This window comes from Pseudomonas sp. Con_6 (assembly GCF_059379395.1).
Genome location: NZ_CM182011.1, coordinates 5680290 through 5699456, shown reverse-complemented (window position 1 = coordinate 5699456; position 19167 = coordinate 5680290). Strand labels below are relative to the sequence as shown.

General features: G+C 64.2%; 19 protein-coding genes. 16 read left to right on the top strand and 3 right to left on the bottom strand.

From position 1 onward, the window contains the following. Window positions 1–412: 412 nt before the first annotated feature. A complete protein-coding gene (locus tag AC5QPF_RS25695; RefSeq protein ID WP_494960469.1) occupies window positions 413–1198 on the top strand; it encodes a helix-turn-helix domain-containing protein in 786 nt (261 codons plus the stop codon). Between the two features lie 21 nt (window positions 1199–1219). On the opposite strand, the gene AC5QPF_RS25690 is transcribed toward AC5QPF_RS25695, so the two are convergent. Beyond that, on the bottom strand, window positions 1220–1462 hold the full coding sequence (locus AC5QPF_RS25690; RefSeq protein ID WP_494960468.1) for a DUF6868 family protein: 243 nt from the start codon (window positions 1460–1462) through the stop codon (window positions 1220–1222). A 177-nt stretch (window positions 1463–1639) separates the two neighbouring features. Between AC5QPF_RS25690 and AC5QPF_RS25685 the strand changes: the two genes are divergently transcribed. The 15 genes from AC5QPF_RS25685 (at window position 1640) to AC5QPF_RS25615 (ending at window position 17702) form a co-directional block, all read left to right on the top strand. Beyond that, window positions 1640–2314 (top strand): DUF533 domain-containing protein, encoded by a 675-nt coding sequence (locus tag AC5QPF_RS25685; protein WP_494960467.1) that lies wholly within the window; start codon window positions 1640–1642, stop codon window positions 2312–2314. Window positions 2315–2511: 197 nt separating this feature from the next. Beyond that, the gene (locus AC5QPF_RS25680) at window positions 2512–4074 is read left to right on the top strand and encodes a methyl-accepting chemotaxis protein (RefSeq protein WP_494964249.1); all 1563 of its coding nucleotides are present in this window, start codon (window positions 2512–2514) and stop codon (window positions 4072–4074) included. Between the two features lie 7 nt (window positions 4075–4081). Beyond that, on the top strand, window positions 4082–4609 hold the full coding sequence (locus AC5QPF_RS25675; RefSeq protein WP_494960466.1) for a chemotaxis protein CheW: 528 nt from the start codon (window positions 4082–4084) through the stop codon (window positions 4607–4609). After that, complete coding sequence (locus AC5QPF_RS25670; protein ID WP_494960465.1) at window positions 4606–5868, top strand: CheR family methyltransferase; 1263 nt, start codon at window positions 4606–4608, stop codon at window positions 5866–5868. Before AC5QPF_RS25675 ends, AC5QPF_RS25670 begins: the two co-directional genes overlap by 4 nt. Continuing rightward, complete coding sequence (locus AC5QPF_RS25665) at window positions 5865–6524, top strand: chemotaxis protein CheW (RefSeq protein ID WP_494960464.1); 660 nt, start codon at window positions 5865–5867, stop codon at window positions 6522–6524. The genes AC5QPF_RS25670 and AC5QPF_RS25665 overlap by 4 nt, the downstream gene beginning before the upstream one ends. Continuing rightward, window positions 6521–8800 (top strand): response regulator, encoded by a 2280-nt coding sequence (locus tag AC5QPF_RS25660; protein WP_494960463.1) that lies wholly within the window; start codon window positions 6521–6523, stop codon window positions 8798–8800. Before AC5QPF_RS25665 ends, AC5QPF_RS25660 begins: the two co-directional genes overlap by 4 nt. Continuing rightward, complete coding sequence (locus AC5QPF_RS25655; RefSeq protein ID WP_494960462.1) at window positions 8797–9810, top strand: chemotaxis-specific protein-glutamate methyltransferase CheB; 1014 nt, start codon at window positions 8797–8799, stop codon at window positions 9808–9810. Before AC5QPF_RS25660 ends, AC5QPF_RS25655 begins: the two co-directional genes overlap by 4 nt. A 51-nt stretch (window positions 9811–9861) precedes the next feature. Further along, window positions 9862–10866 (top strand): diguanylate cyclase domain-containing protein, encoded by a 1005-nt coding sequence (locus AC5QPF_RS25650; protein WP_494960461.1) that lies wholly within the window; start codon window positions 9862–9864, stop codon window positions 10864–10866. A gap of 158 nt (window positions 10867–11024) precedes the next feature. Beyond that, window positions 11025–12120, top strand: a protein-coding gene (prfB, locus tag AC5QPF_RS25645; RefSeq protein ID WP_494960460.1) for a peptide chain release factor 2 whose coding sequence is annotated in 2 segments (ribosomal slippage) — window positions 11025–11096 and window positions 11098–12120 — 1095 coding nt in all. Because the reading frame shifts where the segments join, the coding sequence is not laid out codon by codon here. A gap of 93 nt (window positions 12121–12213) precedes the next feature. Further along, entirely contained in the window at window positions 12214–13716 is a 1503-nt protein-coding gene (gene lysS / locus AC5QPF_RS25640) for a lysine--tRNA ligase (RefSeq protein WP_494960459.1), read from the top strand. A 192-nt stretch (window positions 13717–13908) separates the two neighbouring features. Continuing rightward, complete coding sequence (locus AC5QPF_RS25635; protein ID WP_494960458.1) at window positions 13909–14613, top strand: TetR/AcrR family transcriptional regulator; 705 nt, start codon at window positions 13909–13911, stop codon at window positions 14611–14613. A 27-nt stretch (window positions 14614–14640) separates the two neighbouring features. Beyond that, on the top strand, window positions 14641–15186 hold the full coding sequence (locus AC5QPF_RS25630; protein WP_494960457.1) for a hypothetical protein: 546 nt from the start codon (window positions 14641–14643) through the stop codon (window positions 15184–15186). A 20-nt stretch (window positions 15187–15206) separates the two neighbouring features. Beyond that, window positions 15207–16484, top strand: coding sequence for a flavohemoglobin expression-modulating QEGLA motif protein (locus AC5QPF_RS25625; RefSeq protein WP_494960456.1), 1278 nt, complete (start codon window positions 15207–15209; stop codon window positions 16482–16484). Continuing rightward, on the top strand, window positions 16456–17379 hold the full coding sequence (locus AC5QPF_RS25620) for an alpha/beta fold hydrolase (RefSeq protein ID WP_494960455.1): 924 nt from the start codon (window positions 16456–16458) through the stop codon (window positions 17377–17379). Before AC5QPF_RS25625 ends, AC5QPF_RS25620 begins: the two co-directional genes overlap by 29 nt. Beyond that, the gene (locus AC5QPF_RS25615) at window positions 17376–17702 is read left to right on the top strand and encodes a PA3694 family proteiin (protein WP_330076964.1); all 327 of its coding nucleotides are present in this window, start codon (window positions 17376–17378) and stop codon (window positions 17700–17702) included. The genes AC5QPF_RS25620 and AC5QPF_RS25615 overlap by 4 nt, the downstream gene beginning before the upstream one ends. Window positions 17703–17850: 148 nt before the next feature. On the opposite strand, the gene AC5QPF_RS25610 is transcribed toward AC5QPF_RS25615, so the two are convergent. Next, entirely contained in the window at window positions 17851–18126 is a 276-nt protein-coding gene (locus tag AC5QPF_RS25610) for a type II toxin-antitoxin system Phd/YefM family antitoxin (protein WP_494964248.1), read from the bottom strand. Window positions 18127–18347: 221 nt separating this feature from the next. Then, window positions 18348–19136, bottom strand: coding sequence for a lipotoxin F family OmpA-related lipoprotein LptF (gene lptF, locus AC5QPF_RS25605; protein WP_494960454.1), 789 nt, complete (start codon window positions 19134–19136; stop codon window positions 18348–18350). Window positions 19137–19167 lie beyond the last annotated feature (31 nt).

Genomic DNA, 19167 nt, shown 5'->3' with positions numbered 1-19167 from the left:
GGCACGGCGTGGGGATCACCCGGGACCGTGCTTGCGGCTGTGGGCAGCCGCGCATTTTTATTAAGGTCCGTCTTCAAGAGTCATTGTCTTGCGATCGCGGGACACACCTCCCACGACCCTTAACGCACTTTCGCCCGTCGCTCGCCGAAATTTCCGACGACCCGGCCGATGGGCAATACAGTGGACTCATCGGCGCCCGGGCGCTTGATGGTTTTCTTCAAGGAAGATGACGAAATCGGCATAGTTAGGAAATTTCCCTATGACTCTTCGGAAATTTTCTGAAGCCTTGCAGGCCACGCCCAATAAGGCGTCCAGCGAAGCTCGACAGCGCGCTGGGGCTGCGGCAAGCTGGCCGCCGTTTGCCACGGTAGTGGCAGTTTTTACCAGTCGGTCAGGAACGGGAGTCAGGCACATGTCCCCAAGCGCATTCGCCATCCTCTGCGAGGGTGACCCGCGATGTCGTCCGCAGAGCATCGAGGAACTGTTGTCCGGGCTGGCATTCCTGCTGCCGCTGTTCGATGCGATTCCCAATGCCACGGTGTTCATCAAGGACCTGCAGGCGCGCTACCTGTTGGCCAACCAGGCGTTGGTCCAGCGCTGCGGCAAGAAGCACTTGCGGCAGATGCTCGGCAAGACCAGCGCCGAAGTCTTTCCCTCGCACCTGGGGCCCGGTTACACCGAGCAGGACCGGCGAGTGCTGGAGGAGGGGCGGGTGCTGGAGGATCAACTGGAACTGCATCTGTACGGGACCAAAGAGCCGGGTTGGTGCCTGACCCACAAGCGGCCGCTGTACGACCGCCGCGGGCAGATCATTGGCCTGGCGGGGATTTCCGTGGACCTGCAGTCGGCCAGCGACACTCATCCGGCGTTCCAGCGCCTGGCCCAGGTAGACGCGTACATCCGGGCGCATTTCCACCGGCCGGTGACCCTGGGTGAGTTGACGAAGATTGCGGGGGTGTCGGTGGCGCAACTGGAGCGCTACTGCAAGCGGGTGTTCCACCTGACGCCGCGGCAGATGATCCACAAGGTGCGGCTGGAGCATGCGCACCGCTTGCTACACACCGACCTGCCGATCACCGAGGTGGCGTTGCAGTGCGGGTACAGCGACCACAGCGCGTTTACCCGGCAGTTCAAGACGCTTACCGGGTTCACGCCGAAGCAGTATCGGCAGGTGGCTTGTGGGGATCCTGGCGTGTGATGGCGCTCGCTCCCTCACTGTTCAGGCCGTAAGTTGCAATGCCAGCCACGGACTGAGGTTCAGCAGCAGTACCCCGATCTTGTACACCGCCATCCCGCCATAGTGCAGCGCATCGAAACGCTCCTCTGAAATCCGGAACCAGCGCTCGTGCAGGCGATACAGCCAGCCATGGGCACCGCGGAACACCAGGAACCAGACCAGCAGCACCAGGTAGTTGATGACCAGGCAATGCAGCAGCAGGGCTTTCAGGAGTTCGATGGACATGGCGCACCTCGGGAAAGGCTTCATTCTCTCAGCCTAGTTCCGGTGCCAGGGCTGTCATGTGCTGAAATATATTTTCATCCAGCTGCGCCAAAACCTCCGGCTACGATCCGCTTCCTATAAGGCGCTGACGAATATTCATCGGTACCTTTCCGAAAACGCCACTTGCGGAGGGCTGCAATGAACACCCGCGGATTACTCGATCAATTGCTCAAGTCCGGCCAGGACCTGCTGCAGAAACAGTCTGGCAGCGCGCCGAAGAATGGCGGCGGCCTTGGCGGCCTGCTCTCCGGCGTCGGTGGCGGCGCCGCGGCGGCCGGTGCCCTGGGCCTGCTGCTGGGCAGCAAGAAAGCCCGCAAGTATGGCGGCAAGGCATTGACCTACGGCGGCCTGGCGGCCCTCGGCGTGCTGGCCTACAAGGCCTACGGCAACTGGCAGGCCCAGCAGGCCGCTGCGCCCAAGGGCGAGCCGCAGACCCTCGACCGTCTGCCACCGGCCCAGGTCGAGCAGCACAGCGAGGCGATCCTCAAGGCTCTGGTCGCTGCCGCCAAGGCCGACGGCCATGTCGACGAGCGCGAGCGTGAGTTGATCGAGGGCGAATTCGTCAAGCTCTCCGGCAACGACCGCGACCTCCAGCACTGGCTGCACGCCGAGCTGAACAAGCCGCTGGACCCGGCCGACGTCGCCCGCGCCGCAGCGACTCCGGAAATGGCCGCGGAAATGTACCTGGCCAGCGTCCTGCTGGTGGACGAGCAGCACTTCATGGAGCGTGCCTATCTCGACGAGCTGGCCCGCCAGTTGCGGCTCGACCCGGCACTCAAGCTGGAACTGGAGCGGCAGGTGCACACGACCTGAGTCAATAAAATGGGCAAATGGCCACAAACGTAGTCATTTTGCCCAATCAAACCTGTAGGATCAGCCCCATCGATACGTAGGCCGTGGGCTATAATCAGCCCATTTTTCTTGCCGCGTAGAACGCTCGAGGGCTGATTGTGAAGAACTGGACATTGCGCCAACGGATCCTGGCAAGTTTCGCCGTGATCATCGCCATCATGTCGTTGATGGTCATCGCCGCGTACTCGCGCCTGCTGGCCATTGAAGAGAGCGAGCAGGCGGTCCGCACCGACAGCATTCCCGGCGTCTACTACAGCTCCATGATCCGCAGCGCCTGGGTCGACAGCTATGTGCACACCCAGCAACTGGTGGGCCTGAGCAACAACCGCGACCTCACCGATGCCGACCTGGCCCTGTACAAGAGCTTCGATGACCGCCTGCACCAGCAGATGGACAACTACCGCCAGACGATGGATGACGAGGAGGACAAGGCCAACTTCGAAGCCTTCAAGGGCATGGTGCAGACCTACCAGGCGACGATGGCCTCGGTGCTCAATGCCTATCGCAAGAAAGACTATCCGGAGGCCCAGCGCCTGCTGCTCTCGGACATGACCCCGGCCTGGGCCGAGGGCCGCAAGCACCTCAACAGCCTGATCGACTGGAATCGCCGCTACGCCGACAAGGCCACCGACAACATCGTGGCCGCCGTCACCGCCGCAAAAATCAGCATGGGCATTTCCCTGGTCCTGGCGATCATTGCCGCCGCCGTCTGCGGCCTGCTGCTGATGCGGGTCATTACCGAACCGATGCAGCGCATCGTCCGCGCCCTGGAAACCTTGCGCGGCGGCGACCTCAGCGTACGCATGAGTCTGGACCGCAACGATGAATTCGGCGCCGTGGAAAACGGCTTCAACGAGATGGTCAGCGAACTTACCGGGCTGGTGTCCCAGGCCCAGCGCTCCTCGGTGCAGGTGACCACCTCGGTGACCGAGATCGCTGCCACCTCCAAGCAGCAACAGGCCACTGCCACTGAAACGGCCGCCACCACTACGGAGATCGGCGCCACCTCGCGGGAAATCGCTGCGACCTCCCGTGACCTGGTGCGCACCATGACCGAAGTGACCTCAGCCGCCGACCAGGCCTCGGTGCTCGCCGGTTCCGGCCAGCAGGGCCTGGCGCGTATGGAAGAAACCATGCACCAGGTGATGGGCGCCGCCGACCTGGTCAACAACAAGCTGGCGATCCTCAACGAGAAGGCCGGCAACATCAACCAGGTGGTGGTCACCATCGTCAAGGTCGCCGACCAGACCAACCTGCTTTCGCTCAACGCCGCCATCGAGGCGGAGAAGGCCGGCGAATACGGTCGCGGCTTCGCCGTGGTCGCCACTGAGGTGCGTCGCCTCGCCGACCAGACCGCAGTCGCTACCTACGACATCGAGCAGATGGTCCGCGAGATCCAGTCGGCGGTGTCTGCCGGAGTGATGGGCATGGACAAGTTCTCCGAGGAAGTGCGCCGCGGCATGTTCGAGGTGCAACAGGTCGGCGAGCAACTGACCCAGATCATCCATCAGGTCCAGGCCCTGGCGCCGCGGGTGCTGATGGTCAACGAAGGCATGCAGGCCCAGGCCACCGGTGCCGAGCAGATCAATCACGCCTTGACCCAGCTCAGCGATGCCAGCAGCCAGACCGTGGAGTCGCTGCGCCAGGCCAGTTTCGCCATCGACGAGTTGAGCCAGGTCGCGGTCGGTCTGCGCGGCGGTGTGTCGCGGTTCAAAGTCTGACGTGGCGATGAACGAATTCACGCCTCGCCGCCAGCAGGACGCGGCTCGCCAGGGACGCTTGTTCCTGATGTTCCGCGTGGGTGGCGAACGCTTTGCCCTGGATACCCGCGACGTCGTTGAAGTGCTGCCGTATCTGCCGCTCAAACCGATCGCCCGTACCCCGGCCTGGGTCGCCGGGGTGCTCGCCCATCGCGGAGCGCTGGTGCCCGTGGTGGATGTCAGCGCTCTCGGTTTCGGCACGCCGGCGCTACGCCGCACCAGCACGCGTCTGGTGCTGGTGCATTACCGCGCCGATCCGCTGCGCCCGGACCTGCTGCTCGGGCTGATCCTCGAACAGGCCAGCGACACCTTGCGCTGCGATCCTGCGGAATTCCGTCCGTATGGTGTCGACAACCGCGAGGCGCCGTACCTCGGCCCGGTGCGCGAAGATGCCCAGGGGCTGTTGCAATGGATCGGTGTGCAGGACCTGCTCGACGACGAGGTCCGCGGCCTGCTGTTCCCCGCTGACGGCAGTGCGCTGGAGGTGCTGGCATGACCATCGAGCGACGACTTTTCCGTTTTCTTCAGGAGCGCATCGGCCTCGATGTCGCCTCGGTCGGCGAGCCGATGGTCGAGCGTGCCTTGCGCCAGCGTTGCGTGGCGGTGGAGGCCGCTGACCTCGACGACTACTGGCTGCGCCTGCAGCAATCGCACGCCGAACAGCAGGCGCTGATCGAAGCGGTGATCGTTCCGGAGACCTGGTTCTTCCGCTATCCGGAGTCCTTTACCGCACTGGTGGAGCTGGCGCGCAAACGTCAGTTCGAGTTAGGCGGCGTGCGTCCGCTGCGAATCCTCAGCTTGCCGTGTTCCACCGGCGAGGAACCCTATTCCATTGCCATGGCCTTGCTCGACGCTGGCTTGCTGCCTCACGCTTTTCGCGTCGACGCGATGGACATCAGCCCCAATTCCATCAGCCGTGCCGAGCGTGCGCTCTACGGACGCAACTCGTTCCGTGGCACCGACCATGCCTTCCGCGAGCGGCATTTCAGCGAGGATGAGGGCGGTCACCATCTCGACGCGCGGGTGCGCAAGCAGGTGCAGTTCACCGTGGGCAATGTCCTCGACCCGGCGCTGCTGGTGCGCGAGGGCAGCTATGACTTCGTGTTCTGCCGCAACCTGCTGATCTACTTCGACCTGCCGACCCAGCAACGGGTGTTCGAGGTCTTGAAGAACCTGACCCACACCGATGGTGTGTTGTTCATCGGCCCGGCCGAGGGCAGCCTGTTGGCACGGATGGGCATGCGCCCGTTGGGTATCGCCCAGTCGTTCGCCTACGTGCGGCAGGTGCCGGAAGTCCGGCCGGCCGTACCGATGACTGCGGCCCCGGTGACGCCGGCGCCCCGTCCGACAATCACGCCACCCGCCCCGGCGCCGAGGCGGATGACTGCACCGATCGCTCCGCCCGCCTCTCGTACCCTGGCCCAGGGCCGCGGCGAACAGGCTGGCGAGCTGCTGGCGCAGATCGCCGTGCTGGCCAACGGCGGCAACAGCAGCGAGGCGCGTGCGGCCTGTCAACGCTACCTGAAGCAGTTCGAACCGTCGTCTCAGGTGTTCTACTGGCTGGGCCTGCTCAGCGATACCGCTGGCGACAGTGCCGACGCCATCAGCCAGTACCGCAAGGCGCTGTACCTGGAACCGCAACACCCCGAGGCGCTGGCCCACCTGGCAGCGCTGTTGGCCTCCCAGGGCGACACCGTGGGCGCCCGGCGCCTGCAGGAACGCGCCGCACGTCGCGAGCGGGAGGCTGATCGATGATCGATGAAATCAACGTACTGACCGGCGATGTCGAACATGTCGATGATTGCTGGAACCGTATCGGCGTGCACGGCGACAAGAGCTGTCCGCTGCTCGCCGAGCATGTGCATTGCCGCAACTGCGCGGTGTATGCCGCTGCCGCCACGCGCCTGCTCGACCGTTATGCCCTGGCCCAGGATGTCCATGTCCGGGAGAGCGTCGAGGAAGAGGTTAAGCAGGGGCCTTCGCTGCTGCTGTTCCGCCTTGGCGAGGAATGGCTGGCCCTTGCCACGCGCAGCCTGGCCGAGGTAGCGCCGCAGCAGCCGGTGCATTCGCTGCCCCATCAGCGTTCGCGAGTGCTGCAGGGCGTGGCCAACGTGCGTGGCGCGCTGGTGCCTTGCCTGTCGCTCGGTGACCTGCTCGGGCTGGAGTTGACGCCGGCCGCGGCCACGTCGGCGCGGGTCATGCCGCGTATGTTGATCCTCGCTGCCAAGAGGGGCGCAGTGGTGCTGCCGGTGGACGAGGTCGATGGTATCCACGCCCTCGACCAGCGCCTGAACGGCGAGACCGGCCATGAAAACCGCTTTACCCGCCAGGTGTTGCAATGGCGCGGGCGAAGCGTGCGAATCCTGGATGAAGACCAGGTGTTGTCCGCCGTTGACCGGAGCCTTTCATGACCCCAGAGCAAATGCGCGATGCCTCGCTGCTGGAATTGTTCAGCCTTGAGGCCGAAGCCCAGACCCAGGTGCTCAGCGCCGGGCTGCTGGCGCTGGAGCGCAATCCGACCCAGGCCGACCAGCTGGAAGCCTGCATGCGTGCCGCGCACTCGCTCAAGGGTGCGGCGCGGATCGTTGGCATCGATGCCGGGGTCAGCGTTGCCCATGTCATGGAAGATTGCCTGGTGGAAGCCCAGGAGGGGCGCCTGCGCCTGCGTCCCGAACATATTGATGCATTGCTGCAAGGCACCGACCTGCTGATGCGCATCGCCACGCCGGGGGATGCCTCCACCGAGGCGGCGGTGCAGGGGTTCCTGGTGCAGATGGCCAATCTGCTGCAACCCGGTGCGGCGCCGGCCCCTGTGGCTGCACCCAGCCTGCCGCCGGTGCTGGCTGAGCCTGAGCCGGTCGTCGCCGAGCCTGAACTCGAAGCGGAGCCCGAACCTGAACCCGAACCGCGCCAGGCCCGCAAGGGCAAGAGTACCGAAGGCGGTGACCGGGTCTTGCGGGTCACCGCCGAGCGCCTCAACAGCCTGCTTGATCTGTCCAGCAAGGCGCTGGTGGAGACGCAGCGCTTCAAGCCGTTCCTCGCCACCCTGCAACGTCTCAAGCGCGTGCAGGGGCAAAGCCTGCGCGCCCTCGACGGGCTCAAGGTGCAGATCGAGGCGGGCGAGCAGGGCGAGGAGGTCAGTCAGGCCTTGGCCCTGACCCAGCAACTGCTGGGCGAGGCGCAACAGATGCTGTTGCAGCAGGTGGTCGATTTCGACGAGTTGGGTTGGCAGGCCGGGCAGCGCGCACAGTTGCTTTATGACACGGCGCTGGCTTGCCGCATGCGGCCGTTCGCCGATGTGCTCACCGGGCAGAGCCGCATGGTCCGTGACCTCGGTCGCTCGCTGGGCAAGCAGGTGCGCCTGGAGATCGAGGGTGAGAAAACCCAGGTCGACCGTGACGTCCTGGAAAAGCTCGAAGCACCGCTGACCCACCTGCTGCGCAACGCCGTCGACCACGGCATCGAGATGCCCGAGCAGCGCCTGCTGGCGGGCAAGCCTGCTGAAGGCACCATCCGTCTGCGCGCGTCGCACCAGGCCGGATTGCTGATTCTCGAACTGAGCGACGACGGCGGTGGGGTCGACCTGGACCGCCTGCGCCGCAGTATCGTCGAGCGCAATCTGTCGCCCGCCGAAACGGTGGCACAGATGAGCGAAGCGGAGCTGCTGACCTTCCTCTTCCTGCCCGGTTTCAGCCTGCGCGACAAGGTTACCGAGGTATCCGGGCGCGGTGTCGGCCTGGACGCGGTGCAGCATATGGTCCGCCAGTTGCGCGGGCAGATCGAGATGACCCAGGGCGGCGGCCAGGGCAGTCGCTTCCACCTGGAAGTGCCGCTGACCCTGTCGGTGGTACGCAGCCTGGTGGTGGAGGTCAGCGGCGAGGCCTACGCCTTCCCTCTGGCCCATATCGAGCGCACCCTGGAGTTGCCGCCCGAAGCGATCGTGCAGATCGAGGGGCGCCAGCAGTTCTGGCATGACGGCCGGCACATCGGCCTGGTCTCGGCCAGCCAGTTGCTCAACCGCCCGGTGAGCCAGAACGGTGAGCAGAGCATCAAGGTGGTGGTGATCCGCGAGCGCGACACCCTCTATGGCGTGGCGGTGGACCGCCTGGTGGGCGAGCGGGTGCTGGTGGTGATGCCGCTGGACGCGCGCCTGGGCAAGATCCAGGACATTTCCGCCGGCGCGCTGCTGGACGACGGCTCGGTGGTGCTGATCGTCGATGTCGAGGACCTGCTGCGCTCGGTGGAAAAACTCCTCAGCACCGGTCGCCTGGAGCGCATCGAACGCCGCGGCACGGCCCGCGAGGCACCGCGCAAGCGTGTGCTGGTGGTGGACGACTCGCTCACCGTACGCGAACTGCAACGCAAGCTCTTGAGCAATCGCGGCTATGAGGTGGCCGTGGCGGTGGACGGCATGGACGGCTGGAACGCCCTGCGCAGCGAGGATTTCGACCTGCTGATCACCGATATCGACATGCCGCGCATGGACGGCATCGAACTGGTCACCCTGCTGCGCCGCGACAGTCGTCTGCAATCGCTGCCGGTGATGGTGGTGTCGTACAAGGATCGCGAGGAAGACCGGCGGCGGGGGTTGGACGCGGGCGCCGACTATTATCTGGCCAAGGCCAGCTTCCATGACGATGCCTTGCTGGATGCCGTGGTCGAGTTGATCGGAGGAGCGCAGGGGTGAAGATCGCCATCGTCAATGACATGCCGCTTGCCGTGGAAGCACTGCGCCGTGCGCTGGCCTTCGAGCCGGCGCACGAGGTGATCTGGGTCGCCAGCAACGGCCTCGAAGCGGTGCAGCGCTGCGCCGAGAACACCCCCGACCTGCTGCTGATGGACCTGATCATGCCGCAGATGGACGGTGTGGAGGCGACGAAGCGGATCATGGCTGAATCGCCCTGTGCCATCGTCATCGTCACCGTGGATCGCCGGCAGAACGTGCACCGGGTGTTCGAGGCCATGGGCCACGGCGCCCTGGACGTGGTCGACACCCCGGTGCTCGGCGGCGGCGACCCTAAGGAGGCGGCGGCACCGTTGCTGCGCAAGATCCTCAATATTTCCTGGTTGATCGGGCAGCAGCGCGCCAGCAGCGTGCGTCCGGTTTCCACGCCGCTGCGCCAGGCTGCGCAGCGTCAGGGCCTGGTCGCCATCGGTTCGTCCGCTGGCGGGCCGGCGGCCCTGGAAGTCTTGCTCAAGGGCCTGCCCAAGGCGTTCCCGGCGTCCATCGTGCTGGTCCAGCACGTCGACCAGGTGTTCGCCGCGGGCATGGCCGAATGGCTCAGCAGTACTTCGGGGCAGGACGTGCGCCTGGCTCGCGAGGGCGAGCCGCCACAACCCGGCCGGGTCCTGCTGGCCGGCACCAACCACCATATCCGCCTGCTCAAGGACTGTACCCTGGCGTATACGGCGGAGCCGGTGAACGAGATCTACCGCCCCTCGATCGACGTGTTCTTCGAAAGCGTGGCGCGGTTCTGGCGCGGCGATGCGGTGGGCGTGCTGCTCACCGGCATGGGCCGGGATGGTGCGCAGGGGCTCAAGCTCATGCGCGAGCAGGGCTTCCTGACCATCGCCCAGGACCAGCAGAGCAGTGCGGTGTACGGCATGCCCAAGGCGGCCGTCGCCATCGACGCAGCCGTGGAGGTACGTGCGCTGGAGCGGATCGCCCCACGACTAATGGAAATTTTCCCGAAATGACGATATGTATTGAGTCACGCCGGCGTGCCGGCAGTGCCCAGGTGACAACGGATGAATGATCTACCGATCGACGGCTTTTTAACCGCTGACGAGAATTCGGCGATGGTTCTGCTGGTCGACGACCAGGCGATGATCGGCGAAGCCGTGCGCCGGGGCCTGGCCCAGGAAGACAATATCGACTTCCACTTCTGCGCCGATCCGCACGAGGCGGTGGCCCAGGCCATGCGCATCAAACCGACGGTGATCCTTCAGGACCTGATCATGCCGGGCCTCGACGGCCTGACCCTGGTCCGCGAGTACCGCGCCAACCCGGCGACCCAGGACATTCCGATCATCGTCCTGTCGACCAAGGAAGACCCGCTGGTGAAGAGTGCGGCCTTCGCCGCCGGGGCCAACGACTACCTGGTCAAGCTGCCGGACACTATCGAGCTGGTGGCGCGGATCCGCTATCACTCGCGTTCCTACCTGACCCTGCTGCAGCGCGACGAAGCCTATCGCGCCCTGCGGGTCAGCCAGCAGCAACTGCTCGACACCAACCTGGTGCTGCAGCGGCTGATGAACTCCGACGGCCTGACCGGACTGTCCAACCGCCGGCACTTCGACGAGTACCTGGAGCTGGAATGGCGCCGGGCGATGCGTGAGCAGTCGCAGTTGTCGCTGCTGATGGTCGACGTCGACTACTTCAAGGCGTTCAACGACACCTTCGGCCACCTCGCCGGGGACGAAGCGTTGCGCCAGGTGGCCGAGGCGATCCGCTCGTGCTGCGCGCGGCCCAGCGACCTGCCGGCGCGCTATGGCGGCGAGGAATTCTCCCTGGTCCTGCCCAACACCTCGCCGGGCGGCGCGCGGCTGGTGGCGGAAAAGCTGCGCCAGACCGTCGAGGCGGCGCGCATTGCCCATACCAAGCCGACCGAGGACTCCTGGCTGACGGTGAGCATCGGTCTGGCGACCCATACCCCGGCGATCGGCAGCCATTGCCGGCAGTTGATCTCGGCGGCGGATGACGCGCTGTACCAGGCCAAGAACAATGGCCGCAACCGGGTCGGCGTGGCCTGAAAAGCAGGCGCAAGCTTCAAGATGCAAGTTCCAGGAGAAAGGCGGGCACACCGTGTGGCTCTTACTTGCCGCTTGTAGCTTGAGGCTTGTAGCTGCTCCCCCCGCCTGCGCTATACTCTCCGGCTTTTCACCGAATTACGCACGAGAGCTGCCCGCCCATGGAAATCAACCCGATTCTGAATACCATCAAGGACCTCACCGAGCGTTCCGAGTCCATTCGGGGGTATCTTTGACTACGATCACAAGCATGACCGCCTGATCGAAGTCAACCGCGAGCTCGAAGACCCGAACGTCTGGAACAAGCCGGAATACGCCCAGGCCCTGGGCCGCGAACGCGCCATGCTGGCGCAGGTCGTCGAGACCCTGGACAAGCTCTCCGGTGGCCTGGCCGACTGCCAGGACCTGCTCGACATGGCCGTCGAGGAGAACGACGAGGGCGCCGTCCAGGACGTGGTGTCCGAGCTGCAGCAGCTCGAAGATCACCTGGCCAAGCTCGAATTCCGTCGCATGTTCAGCGGCGAGATGGACATGAACAACGCCTACCTGGACATCCAGGCCGGCTCCGGCGGTACCGAGGCACAGGACTGGGCCAACATCCTGTTGCGCATGTACCTGCGCTGGGCTGACAAGCGCGGGTTCGACGCCACCATCATCGAACTGTCCGAAGGCGAAGTCGCCGGCATCAAGGGCGCCACCGTGCACATCAAAGGCGAGTACGCCTTCGGCTGGCTGCGCACCGAGATCGGCGTGCACCGCCTGGTGCGCAAGAGCCCGTTCGACTCCGGCGCCCGTCGTCATACTTCGTTCTCGGCGGTGTTCGTTTCGCCGGAGATCGACGACAAGGTCGAAATCGAGATCAACCCGTCCGACCTGCGCATCGACACCTACCGCTCCTCCGGTGCCGGTGGTCAGCACGTCAACACCACCGACTCGGCGGTGCGTATCACCCACGTGCCGACCAACACCGTGGTGGCCTGCCAGAACGAACGCTCCCAGCACGCCAACAAGGACACCGCCATGAAAATGCTGCGGGCCAAGTTGTACGAGCTGGAAATGCAGAAGCGCAACGCCGCCTCCCAGGCGCTGGAAGACAGCAAGTCGGACATCGGCTGGGGTCACCAGATCCGTTCCTATGTGCTGGATGACTCGCGCATCAAGGACCTGCGGACCGGCGTCGAGCGTAGCGACTGCCAGAAGGTCCTGGACGGCGACCTCGACCAGTACCTGGAAGCGAGCCTCAAGCAGGGGCTGTAAGCGGTACACCACTGCCGCGGGACCCGGCCTTGCGCCGGGACATCGCGCCCTGCCCGGAACGGGCAACGAATACCTGATGGAAAGAATGACGATATGAGCGACCTGAAGACCGAATCGCAAGACCTGCAACAGGAAGAAAACGCCCTGATCGCCCTGCGCAAGGAAAAACTTGCTGCAGAGCGCGCCAAGGGCCAGGCCTTCCCCAACGACTTCCGCCGCGACAGCTACTGCAACGACCTGCAGAAGCAGTATGTCGACAAGACCAAGGAAGAGCTGGAAGCAGCGGCGATCCCGGTCAAGGTTGCCGGCCGCATCATGCTCAACCGTGGTTCGTTCATGGTCATCCAGGACATGACCGGTCGCATCCAGGTCTACGTCAACCGCAAGACCCTGCCGGAAGAAACCCTGGCTGCGGTGAAGACCTGGGACCTCGGTGACATCATCGCCGCCGAAGGCACCCTGGCCCGTTCCGGCAAGGGCGACCTGTACGTCGAGATGACCAGCGTGCGTCTGCTGACCAAGTCGCTGCGCCCGCTGCCGGACAAGCACCACGGCCTGACCGACACCGAGCAGCGCTATCGCCAGCGCTATGTCGACCTGATCGTCAACGAGGAAACCCGCGAGACCTTCCGCGTGCGTTCCCTGGTCATCTCGCACATCCGCAGCTTCCTGGCCAAGCGCGACTTCCTCGAAGTCGAGACGCCGATGCTGCAGACCATCCCTGGCGGCGCCGCGGCCAAGCCGTTCGAAACCCACCACAACGCCCTGGACATGCCGATGTTCCTGCGTATTGCGCCGGAGCTGTACCTCAAGCGCCTGGTGGTCGGTGGCTTCGAGAAGGTCTTCGAGATCAACCGCAACTTCCGCAACGAAGGCGTCTCGACCCGGCACAACCCTGAATTCACCATGCTCGAGTTCTACCAGGCCTACGCCGACTACCGCGACAACATGGACCTCACCGAGGAACTGTTCCGCGAGCTGGCGCAGCTTGTGCTGGGTACTACCGACGTGCCGTACGGCGACAAGGTCTTCCACTTCGGCGAACCGTTCGCGCGGATGTCGGTGTTCGACTCGATCCTCAAGTACAACCCGGAGCTGACTGAAGCCGACCTGCTGGACGTCGACAAGGCTCGTGCGATCGCCAAGAAGGCTGGCGCCAAGGTGCTGGGCCACGAAGGCCTGGGCAAGCTGCAGGTGATGATTTTCGAAGAACTGGTGGAGAGCAAGCTGGAGCAGCCGCACTTCATCACCGAGTACCCGTTCGAAGTCTCGCCGCTGGCCCGTCGCAACGACCAGAACCCGGCCGTGACCGACCGTTTCGAGCTGTTCATCGGTGGCCGTGAGATCGCCAACGCCTACTCCGAGCTGAACGACGCCGAAGACCAGGCCGAGCGCTTCCTCGCCCAGGTGGCCGAGAAAGACGCCGGTGACGACGAAGCCATGCACTTCGACGCCGACTTCGTCCGCGCCCTGGAATACGGCATGCCGCCGACGGCCGGTGAAGGCATCGGTATCGACCGCCTGGTGATGCTGCTGACCAACTCGCCGTCGATCCGCGATGTGATCCTGTTCCCGCACATGCGTCCGCAGGCCTGAATTCGCCAGGCTTGAGGTCCCCATCGCTGGCAAGCCAGCTCCCACAAGGATCGGTGTATGCCGGACCCTGTGGGGGCTGGCTTGCCGGCGATGAGGCCCTTCAGGACACCCTGAATCAGCCGCCCCTGGCGGCTTTTTCATGCCCGCAGAAAACTACCGAATCGTGATGAGGTAACCCCAGTGACCCCCGCAATGGCTCAACAAGGCGCCGCCGGCGTTGCCACCGCCGTCGCCGAAAGCGTCCAGTATCAGGGCCGCAAGGCCAGTCGCCAGGGCAGCGAGCAGCGCCGCCAGCAGATCCTCGACGCGGCCATGCGCATCGTCGTGCGCGACGGCGTGCGTGGTGTGCGTCATCGCGCCGTGGCGGCGGAGGCAGGCGTGCCGCTGTCGGCCACCACCTACTACTTCAACGATATCCAGGACCTGCTCAGCGACACCTTCGCCCAGTACGTCGAGCGCAGCGCCGCCTACCTGGCCAAGCTGTGGGAGAACACCGAGGTGGTCCTGCGCCAGTTGCTCGCCCAGGGCGACGGCAGCCCGGCCTCCCGCGCGCGGCTGGCCGACGAGGTGGCGAAGATGACTGCCGAGTACGTCCAGCGCCAGTTGCACAACCGCCGCGACTTCCTCATGGCCGAACAGGCCTTCCGCCAGGAAGCCCTGCTGTGCCCGCGTCTGGCCGAACTGGTGAAGGCTCACGAGCAGATTCTCTTGCGCGGTACCTGCCAGTTGCTGCAGGTCGTGGGTTCGCGGCAGCCGCAACAAGACGCCATTGTATTGACGGCAATCATCGAGCAGATGGAGTATCAGGGCCTGCTCGATGCCGCAAAACCGCAGGCTGAAGGGCAGATGCTCGCTATTCTTGTCCGTTACCTGCATCTGGTGCTGGCGGCGGAATAAGTCGCGAGCGCCCTCAAGGAGATTTCGATGAACGCCTGGCGTGTGCTCCTGGCCCTGTCTTTCCTGCTGTTGAACGGCTGCCTGGTGACCTTCAACGAGCCGATTCCCAGCAACCAGGCGGCGCCCAAGACGCTGCTCGGCACCTGGTCGAGCAAGGACGCCTGGGGCGAGCCGCTGACCTTGCAGATCAGCCGTTCCGGCGGCAACGCCTACAAGGCGGTGGCCACGGCCAAGGGCAAGCCCCGCGAGGAATACGCCTTCACCGTGTCACGCCATGGCAACCGCTGGTACCTGTCCGCTGGCGTGCCGAAGAAACTCGGTGGCAATTTCCTCATCGGTGGCTTTGAAGTGATCGATAACAAGGAACTGGTGGTCTACAACCTCGACGTCGAGCAGGTGAGCCAGGCCCTGGACAAGAAAGAACTGAGCGGACGCACCGTCGAAGTGCCCGACGAGAATGGCGACGGGGTGTTGATCGACAGCCCGGCCGAGCGTGTGCTGGCATACCTGGATGATCCGGCCAACTCCGACCTGTTCGTCGAAGTGGCGCGGTTCCAGCGGGCCGGCAAATAACGAGGAACAAAGGAGTGAGCGTGGACGAGTACCAGCAGACGATCCGGACCCTGTCCGACCGCATAGTCCAGGCACAGACGCCGATTCGCGTGCTCGACGCGGTGAAGTGGGATGACAGCATCCGTCAGGGCTTTCTCAAGGCCAAGGGCAAGGAACCGCCGGCGGTGGACCGCGCCTACTACCTGAATCGGCCGTTATCCTTCGATTCCGCAGCGTTGAAGCTGGAATTCCAGAATATCGAGCGTGACATCACCCGCCAGTTGGGCCAGTTCAACCCGGTCGGGCAGATCATGCGGCGCATGTGCAAGGAATACCGCATGGTGGTGCGCATGCTCGAAGCGCGCGGTACCGAGGACTTCGGCCTGATTTCCCAGGAGCTCTACGGCGCGGCGTCCGACGCCTTCCACGCCGGCGATCCGACCCTGGCCGACCTCGGCCTGATGCTTTCCGACTACCTGAACAACATCGACGGCCGCGGCGACCTCAAGGACGAGCCGAAGAACCTCAATGCCAAGCAGGCCGTGGAAATCCTCCAGCAGCGCCTGAACAAGACCTTCGGCGAGGCGGAGGGCACCATTCGCGTGTTCGAGTCCGACGGTATCGTCGCCGATGCCGCGGCGGGCGCCGACTACATCAAGATCCGCGCCGACGCCATGTTCAACAGCCGTGACGTGCGCGCCCTGGAGGTCCACGAGGGGCTGGTCCACGTCGGCACCACCCTCAACGGCCTCAACCAGCCGATCTGTACCTTCCTCGCCAAGGGCCCGCCCTCGTCGACGGTGACCCAGGAAGGCCTGGCGATCCTTATGGAGGTGATCGCCTTCGCCTCCTACCCGAGCCGCCTGCGCAAGCTGACCAACCGTACCCGCGCCATCCATATGGTGGAGGAGGGTGCCGATTTCCTGCAGGTCTACGAATTCTTCCGCGCCCAGGGCTTCGAGATGGCGGAAAGCTATTCCAACGCCAGCCGGGTGTTCCGTGGCTCGGTACCGAATGGCATGCCGTTTACCAAAGACTTGTCCTACCTCAAGGGCTTCATCATGGTTTACAACTACATTCAGTTGGCCGTGAGAAAGGGCAAGCTGGAGCAGATCCCGCTGCTGTTCTGCGGCAAGACCACCCTGGAAGACATGCGCACCCTGCGCCAACTGGTGGACGAAGGGTTGGTGGAGCCGCCCAAGTACCTGCCGGAGCAGTTCCGCGACCTCAACGCCCTGTCGGCATGGATGTGTTTCTCCAACTTCCTCAACCACCTGAGCCTGGACCGGATTGAAGCCGACTACTCGAACATTCTCTGAGCGCTGGTGCGGGGCCCTGGTCCTGTGCCTGGTGCTGCTGGGCCTGTCCGGGTGCAGTTCGCTGTTGTTCTATCCCGAGCCCGGACAGCCGTTCACCCCGGAGAAGGCGAAGATCGCCTGGCGCGACGTGACCCTCACCGCCGCCGACGGCACCCGCCTGCATGGCTGGTGGCTGCCGGCCAAGGAAGGCGTGGAGGTGAATGGCACCGTGCTGCACCTGCACGGCAACGGCGGCAACCTGGCCTGGCACCTCGGCGCCAGCTACTGGCTGCCGGAGCAGGGGTACCAGGTGCTGATGATCGATTACCGGGGGTATGGCCTGTCTGCGGGCAAGCCGACCTTGCCGGAGGTCTACCAGGACATCGGCGCTGCGTTCGACTGGCTGGACAAGGCCCCGGAGGTGCAGGGCAAGCCGCAGGTGCTGCTGGGTCAGAGCCTGGGCGGGGCGATGGCGATCCATTACCTGGCACAGCATCCTGAACAGCAGGCGCGCTTCAAGGCGCTGGTGTTCGATGGGGTGCCGGCCAGTTACCGCGACGTGGGGCGCTTCGCCCTGAGTACTTCATGGCTGACCTGGCCATTGCAGGTGCCGCTGTCGTGGCTGGTGCCCGACGGTGACAGCGCGATTCGCTCCATCGCGCAATTGAAAACAACGCCGAAACTGATTTTCCACAGCATCGACGATGCCCTGGTGCCGATGGACAACGGCATCCGCCTGTACCAGGCCGCGCCGCCGCCGCGGGTGCTGCAACTGGTACGCGGCGGGCATGTGCAGACCTTCGGCGATCCGACCTGGCGCCAGGTGATGCTGCGTTTCCTCGATGATCCCGAGCATTTCAACGGCCTGCGCCGCCTGGCCGAAGTCCCCAATTACCCTGACGAGAAGTCGCAATGAGTGAAGAACGCAACGCCATCCCCCTGATCATCACCGGAGTCTGCAGCATCGTCGGCACGGTCTGCGCCCTGTGGTACTACGGCTACCTGCATTTCGCCAAACCGGAGGATGCGCTGCTGCTCTCGGAATTCACCATGCTCAAGACCGTGCCGGGGGAGGACTACAAGCTCTCGATCAACCCCGCGCCGCAGATGGCCCAGTGCATCGATGGCGTGCTGGTGCTGTTCGATATGCAGCAGAAAGGCCTGACCGGGGTGTTGGTGGACAACAAGAAGCAGGCGGTGCGCTGCATGGGGCAGGAGACGCCGCAGGAGGTCAAGTGACCGAGGGGCTTGTCTTTAGCCTTTCAGCGCCCTTGAGATCGAGCGCCGCGCGGGCGGCGCTCGATCTCAAGGGCGCTGCACCTGCCAAGGCAAGCACCTGTCAGCCCTGATACGGCTCCCCGCCCGCACATTGAATTCCAGCAAATAGTCAGTTGTCGTTTCCCTCTGCGTCGGCGATGAGCTCATCGATATCTACCCTGACGGTGGGCTCGCCACGACGCTGACGTACCAGCTCCGCCAATTGGACATCGTCGATCAGATCCATCATCGCTTCGTAGCGGTCCGGTGGAACCGCGTAGAACGCTGGCGCGTTTCTGTTGAGAATGACCACGGTTTCGCCTTTACCTTCGCGCAGGGTGCCCATTGGATCTTTTTTAAGGTCGGTGACTGATGCGGCTACATCAGCCAGCACCGCGAATGTCATTGCCATGGCAACACTTCCTGATTGGTACTGCTGTCGGGGGAGAGCTCAGAAGTCGGTAGTCCGGATCCGCATTTCCACATCTGGATCGAGGCGACTGGGGCATGGTGCGCACCTTAGCTCATTATGAGCTATCTTTAAAGGTGCTTTTAAAGGTGTCTTTATTCGTCTTTCGGGCAAAAAAATCCCGCCAATCGGCGGGATTTTTCGTCGGCGGGCGTTCGTTACTGCAATCTGCTCACGCTACGCGGCGCCACCGGCTGGTTGTCGTTGGAAATGGTCACTTCCACCCGACGGTTCTGCGCACGGCCCGAGTTGCTGGAGTTGTCAGCTACCGGATACTCCTTGCCATAACCCTGGGCAACGATGCGGGTCGGGTCGACGCCAGCCCGGACCAGAGCCATGCGCACCGAGTTGGCGCGGCGCTCGGACAGGGTCTGGTTGTAGCTGGCGCTGCCGGTGCTGTCGGTATAGCCCTCCACGATTACCTTGCGGTCAGGGTTTTCCTGGAGGAACTGGGCCAGCTTGGTGATGTTCGGGTAGGCGTTGCTTTTCAGTTCGGCCTTGTTGTAGTCGAACAGCACGTCACCGAAGGTCACCAGGGTGCCGCGGTCGGTCTGCTTGGCGTTGAGGCTCTCCTGCAGCTTCTTGATCTGCGCGTCGCGGGCATCCAGGCGGGCCTGGGCGCGCTGAGCGGCGGCGTTTTTCAGGTTGGCTTCGGCAGTGCGCAGGGCGATGGTCTGCTTGGCCACCTCGACGCGCTGGTTGGTCAGGTAAGCCAGTTGGTCGACCTTCTTCGCGTCTTCCTTGTCCATGTAGGCCTTGTCGGCCTTGTTCAGCCAGTCCTGGGCGTCCTTGGTCTCAAGGGCCGCGACCTTGCTCGCCTGCGGGTCGCTCTGCAGGGCGGAGAAGTTGGTGCGGGCCGACTCCAGGTTCGGGTTCGGCTGCGTGGCACAGGCCACCAGGCCGATGCTCATGGCCAGGAGGGCGGGGATCATCACGTGATTACGCATAATGTTCATCCTTTGATCGATTACGAATGCT

Bases quoted from the DNA above. Each gene is read 5' to 3' on its own strand.
- AC5QPF_RS25695 (WP_494960469.1), top strand. From the start codon at position 413: ATGTCCCCAAGCGCATTCGCCATCCTCTGCGAGGGTGACCCGCGATGT.
- AC5QPF_RS25690 (WP_494960468.1), bottom strand. From the start codon at position 1,462: ATGTCCATCGAACTCCTGAAAGCCCTGCTGCTGCATTGCCTGGTCATC.
- AC5QPF_RS25685 (WP_494960467.1), top strand. From the start codon at position 1,640: ATGAACACCCGCGGATTACTCGATCAATTGCTCAAGTCCGGCCAGGAC.
- AC5QPF_RS25680 (WP_494964249.1), top strand. From the start codon at position 2,512: ATGTCGTTGATGGTCATCGCCGCGTACTCGCGCCTGCTGGCCATTGAA.
- AC5QPF_RS25675 (WP_494960466.1), top strand. From the start codon at position 4,082: ATGAACGAATTCACGCCTCGCCGCCAGCAGGACGCGGCTCGCCAGGGA.
- AC5QPF_RS25670 (WP_494960465.1), top strand. From the start codon at position 4,606: ATGACCATCGAGCGACGACTTTTCCGTTTTCTTCAGGAGCGCATCGGC.
- AC5QPF_RS25665 (WP_494960464.1), top strand. From the start codon at position 5,865: ATGATCGATGAAATCAACGTACTGACCGGCGATGTCGAACATGTCGAT.
- AC5QPF_RS25660 (WP_494960463.1), top strand. From the start codon at position 6,521: ATGACCCCAGAGCAAATGCGCGATGCCTCGCTGCTGGAATTGTTCAGC.
- AC5QPF_RS25650 (WP_494960461.1), top strand. From the start codon at position 9,862: ATGAATGATCTACCGATCGACGGCTTTTTAACCGCTGACGAGAATTCG.
- lysS (WP_494960459.1), top strand. From the start codon at position 12,214: ATGAGCGACCTGAAGACCGAATCGCAAGACCTGCAACAGGAAGAAAAC.
- AC5QPF_RS25635 (WP_494960458.1), top strand. From the start codon at position 13,909: ATGGCTCAACAAGGCGCCGCCGGCGTTGCCACCGCCGTCGCCGAAAGC.
- AC5QPF_RS25630 (WP_494960457.1), top strand. From the start codon at position 14,641: ATGAACGCCTGGCGTGTGCTCCTGGCCCTGTCTTTCCTGCTGTTGAAC.
- AC5QPF_RS25615 (WP_330076964.1), top strand. From the start codon at position 17,376: ATGAGTGAAGAACGCAACGCCATCCCCCTGATCATCACCGGAGTCTGC.
- AC5QPF_RS25610 (WP_494964248.1), bottom strand. From the start codon at position 18,126: ATGACATTCGCGGTGCTGGCTGATGTAGCCGCATCAGTCACCGACCTT.
- lptF (WP_494960454.1), bottom strand. From the start codon at position 19,136: ATGCGTAATCACGTGATGATCCCCGCCCTCCTGGCCATGAGCATCGGC.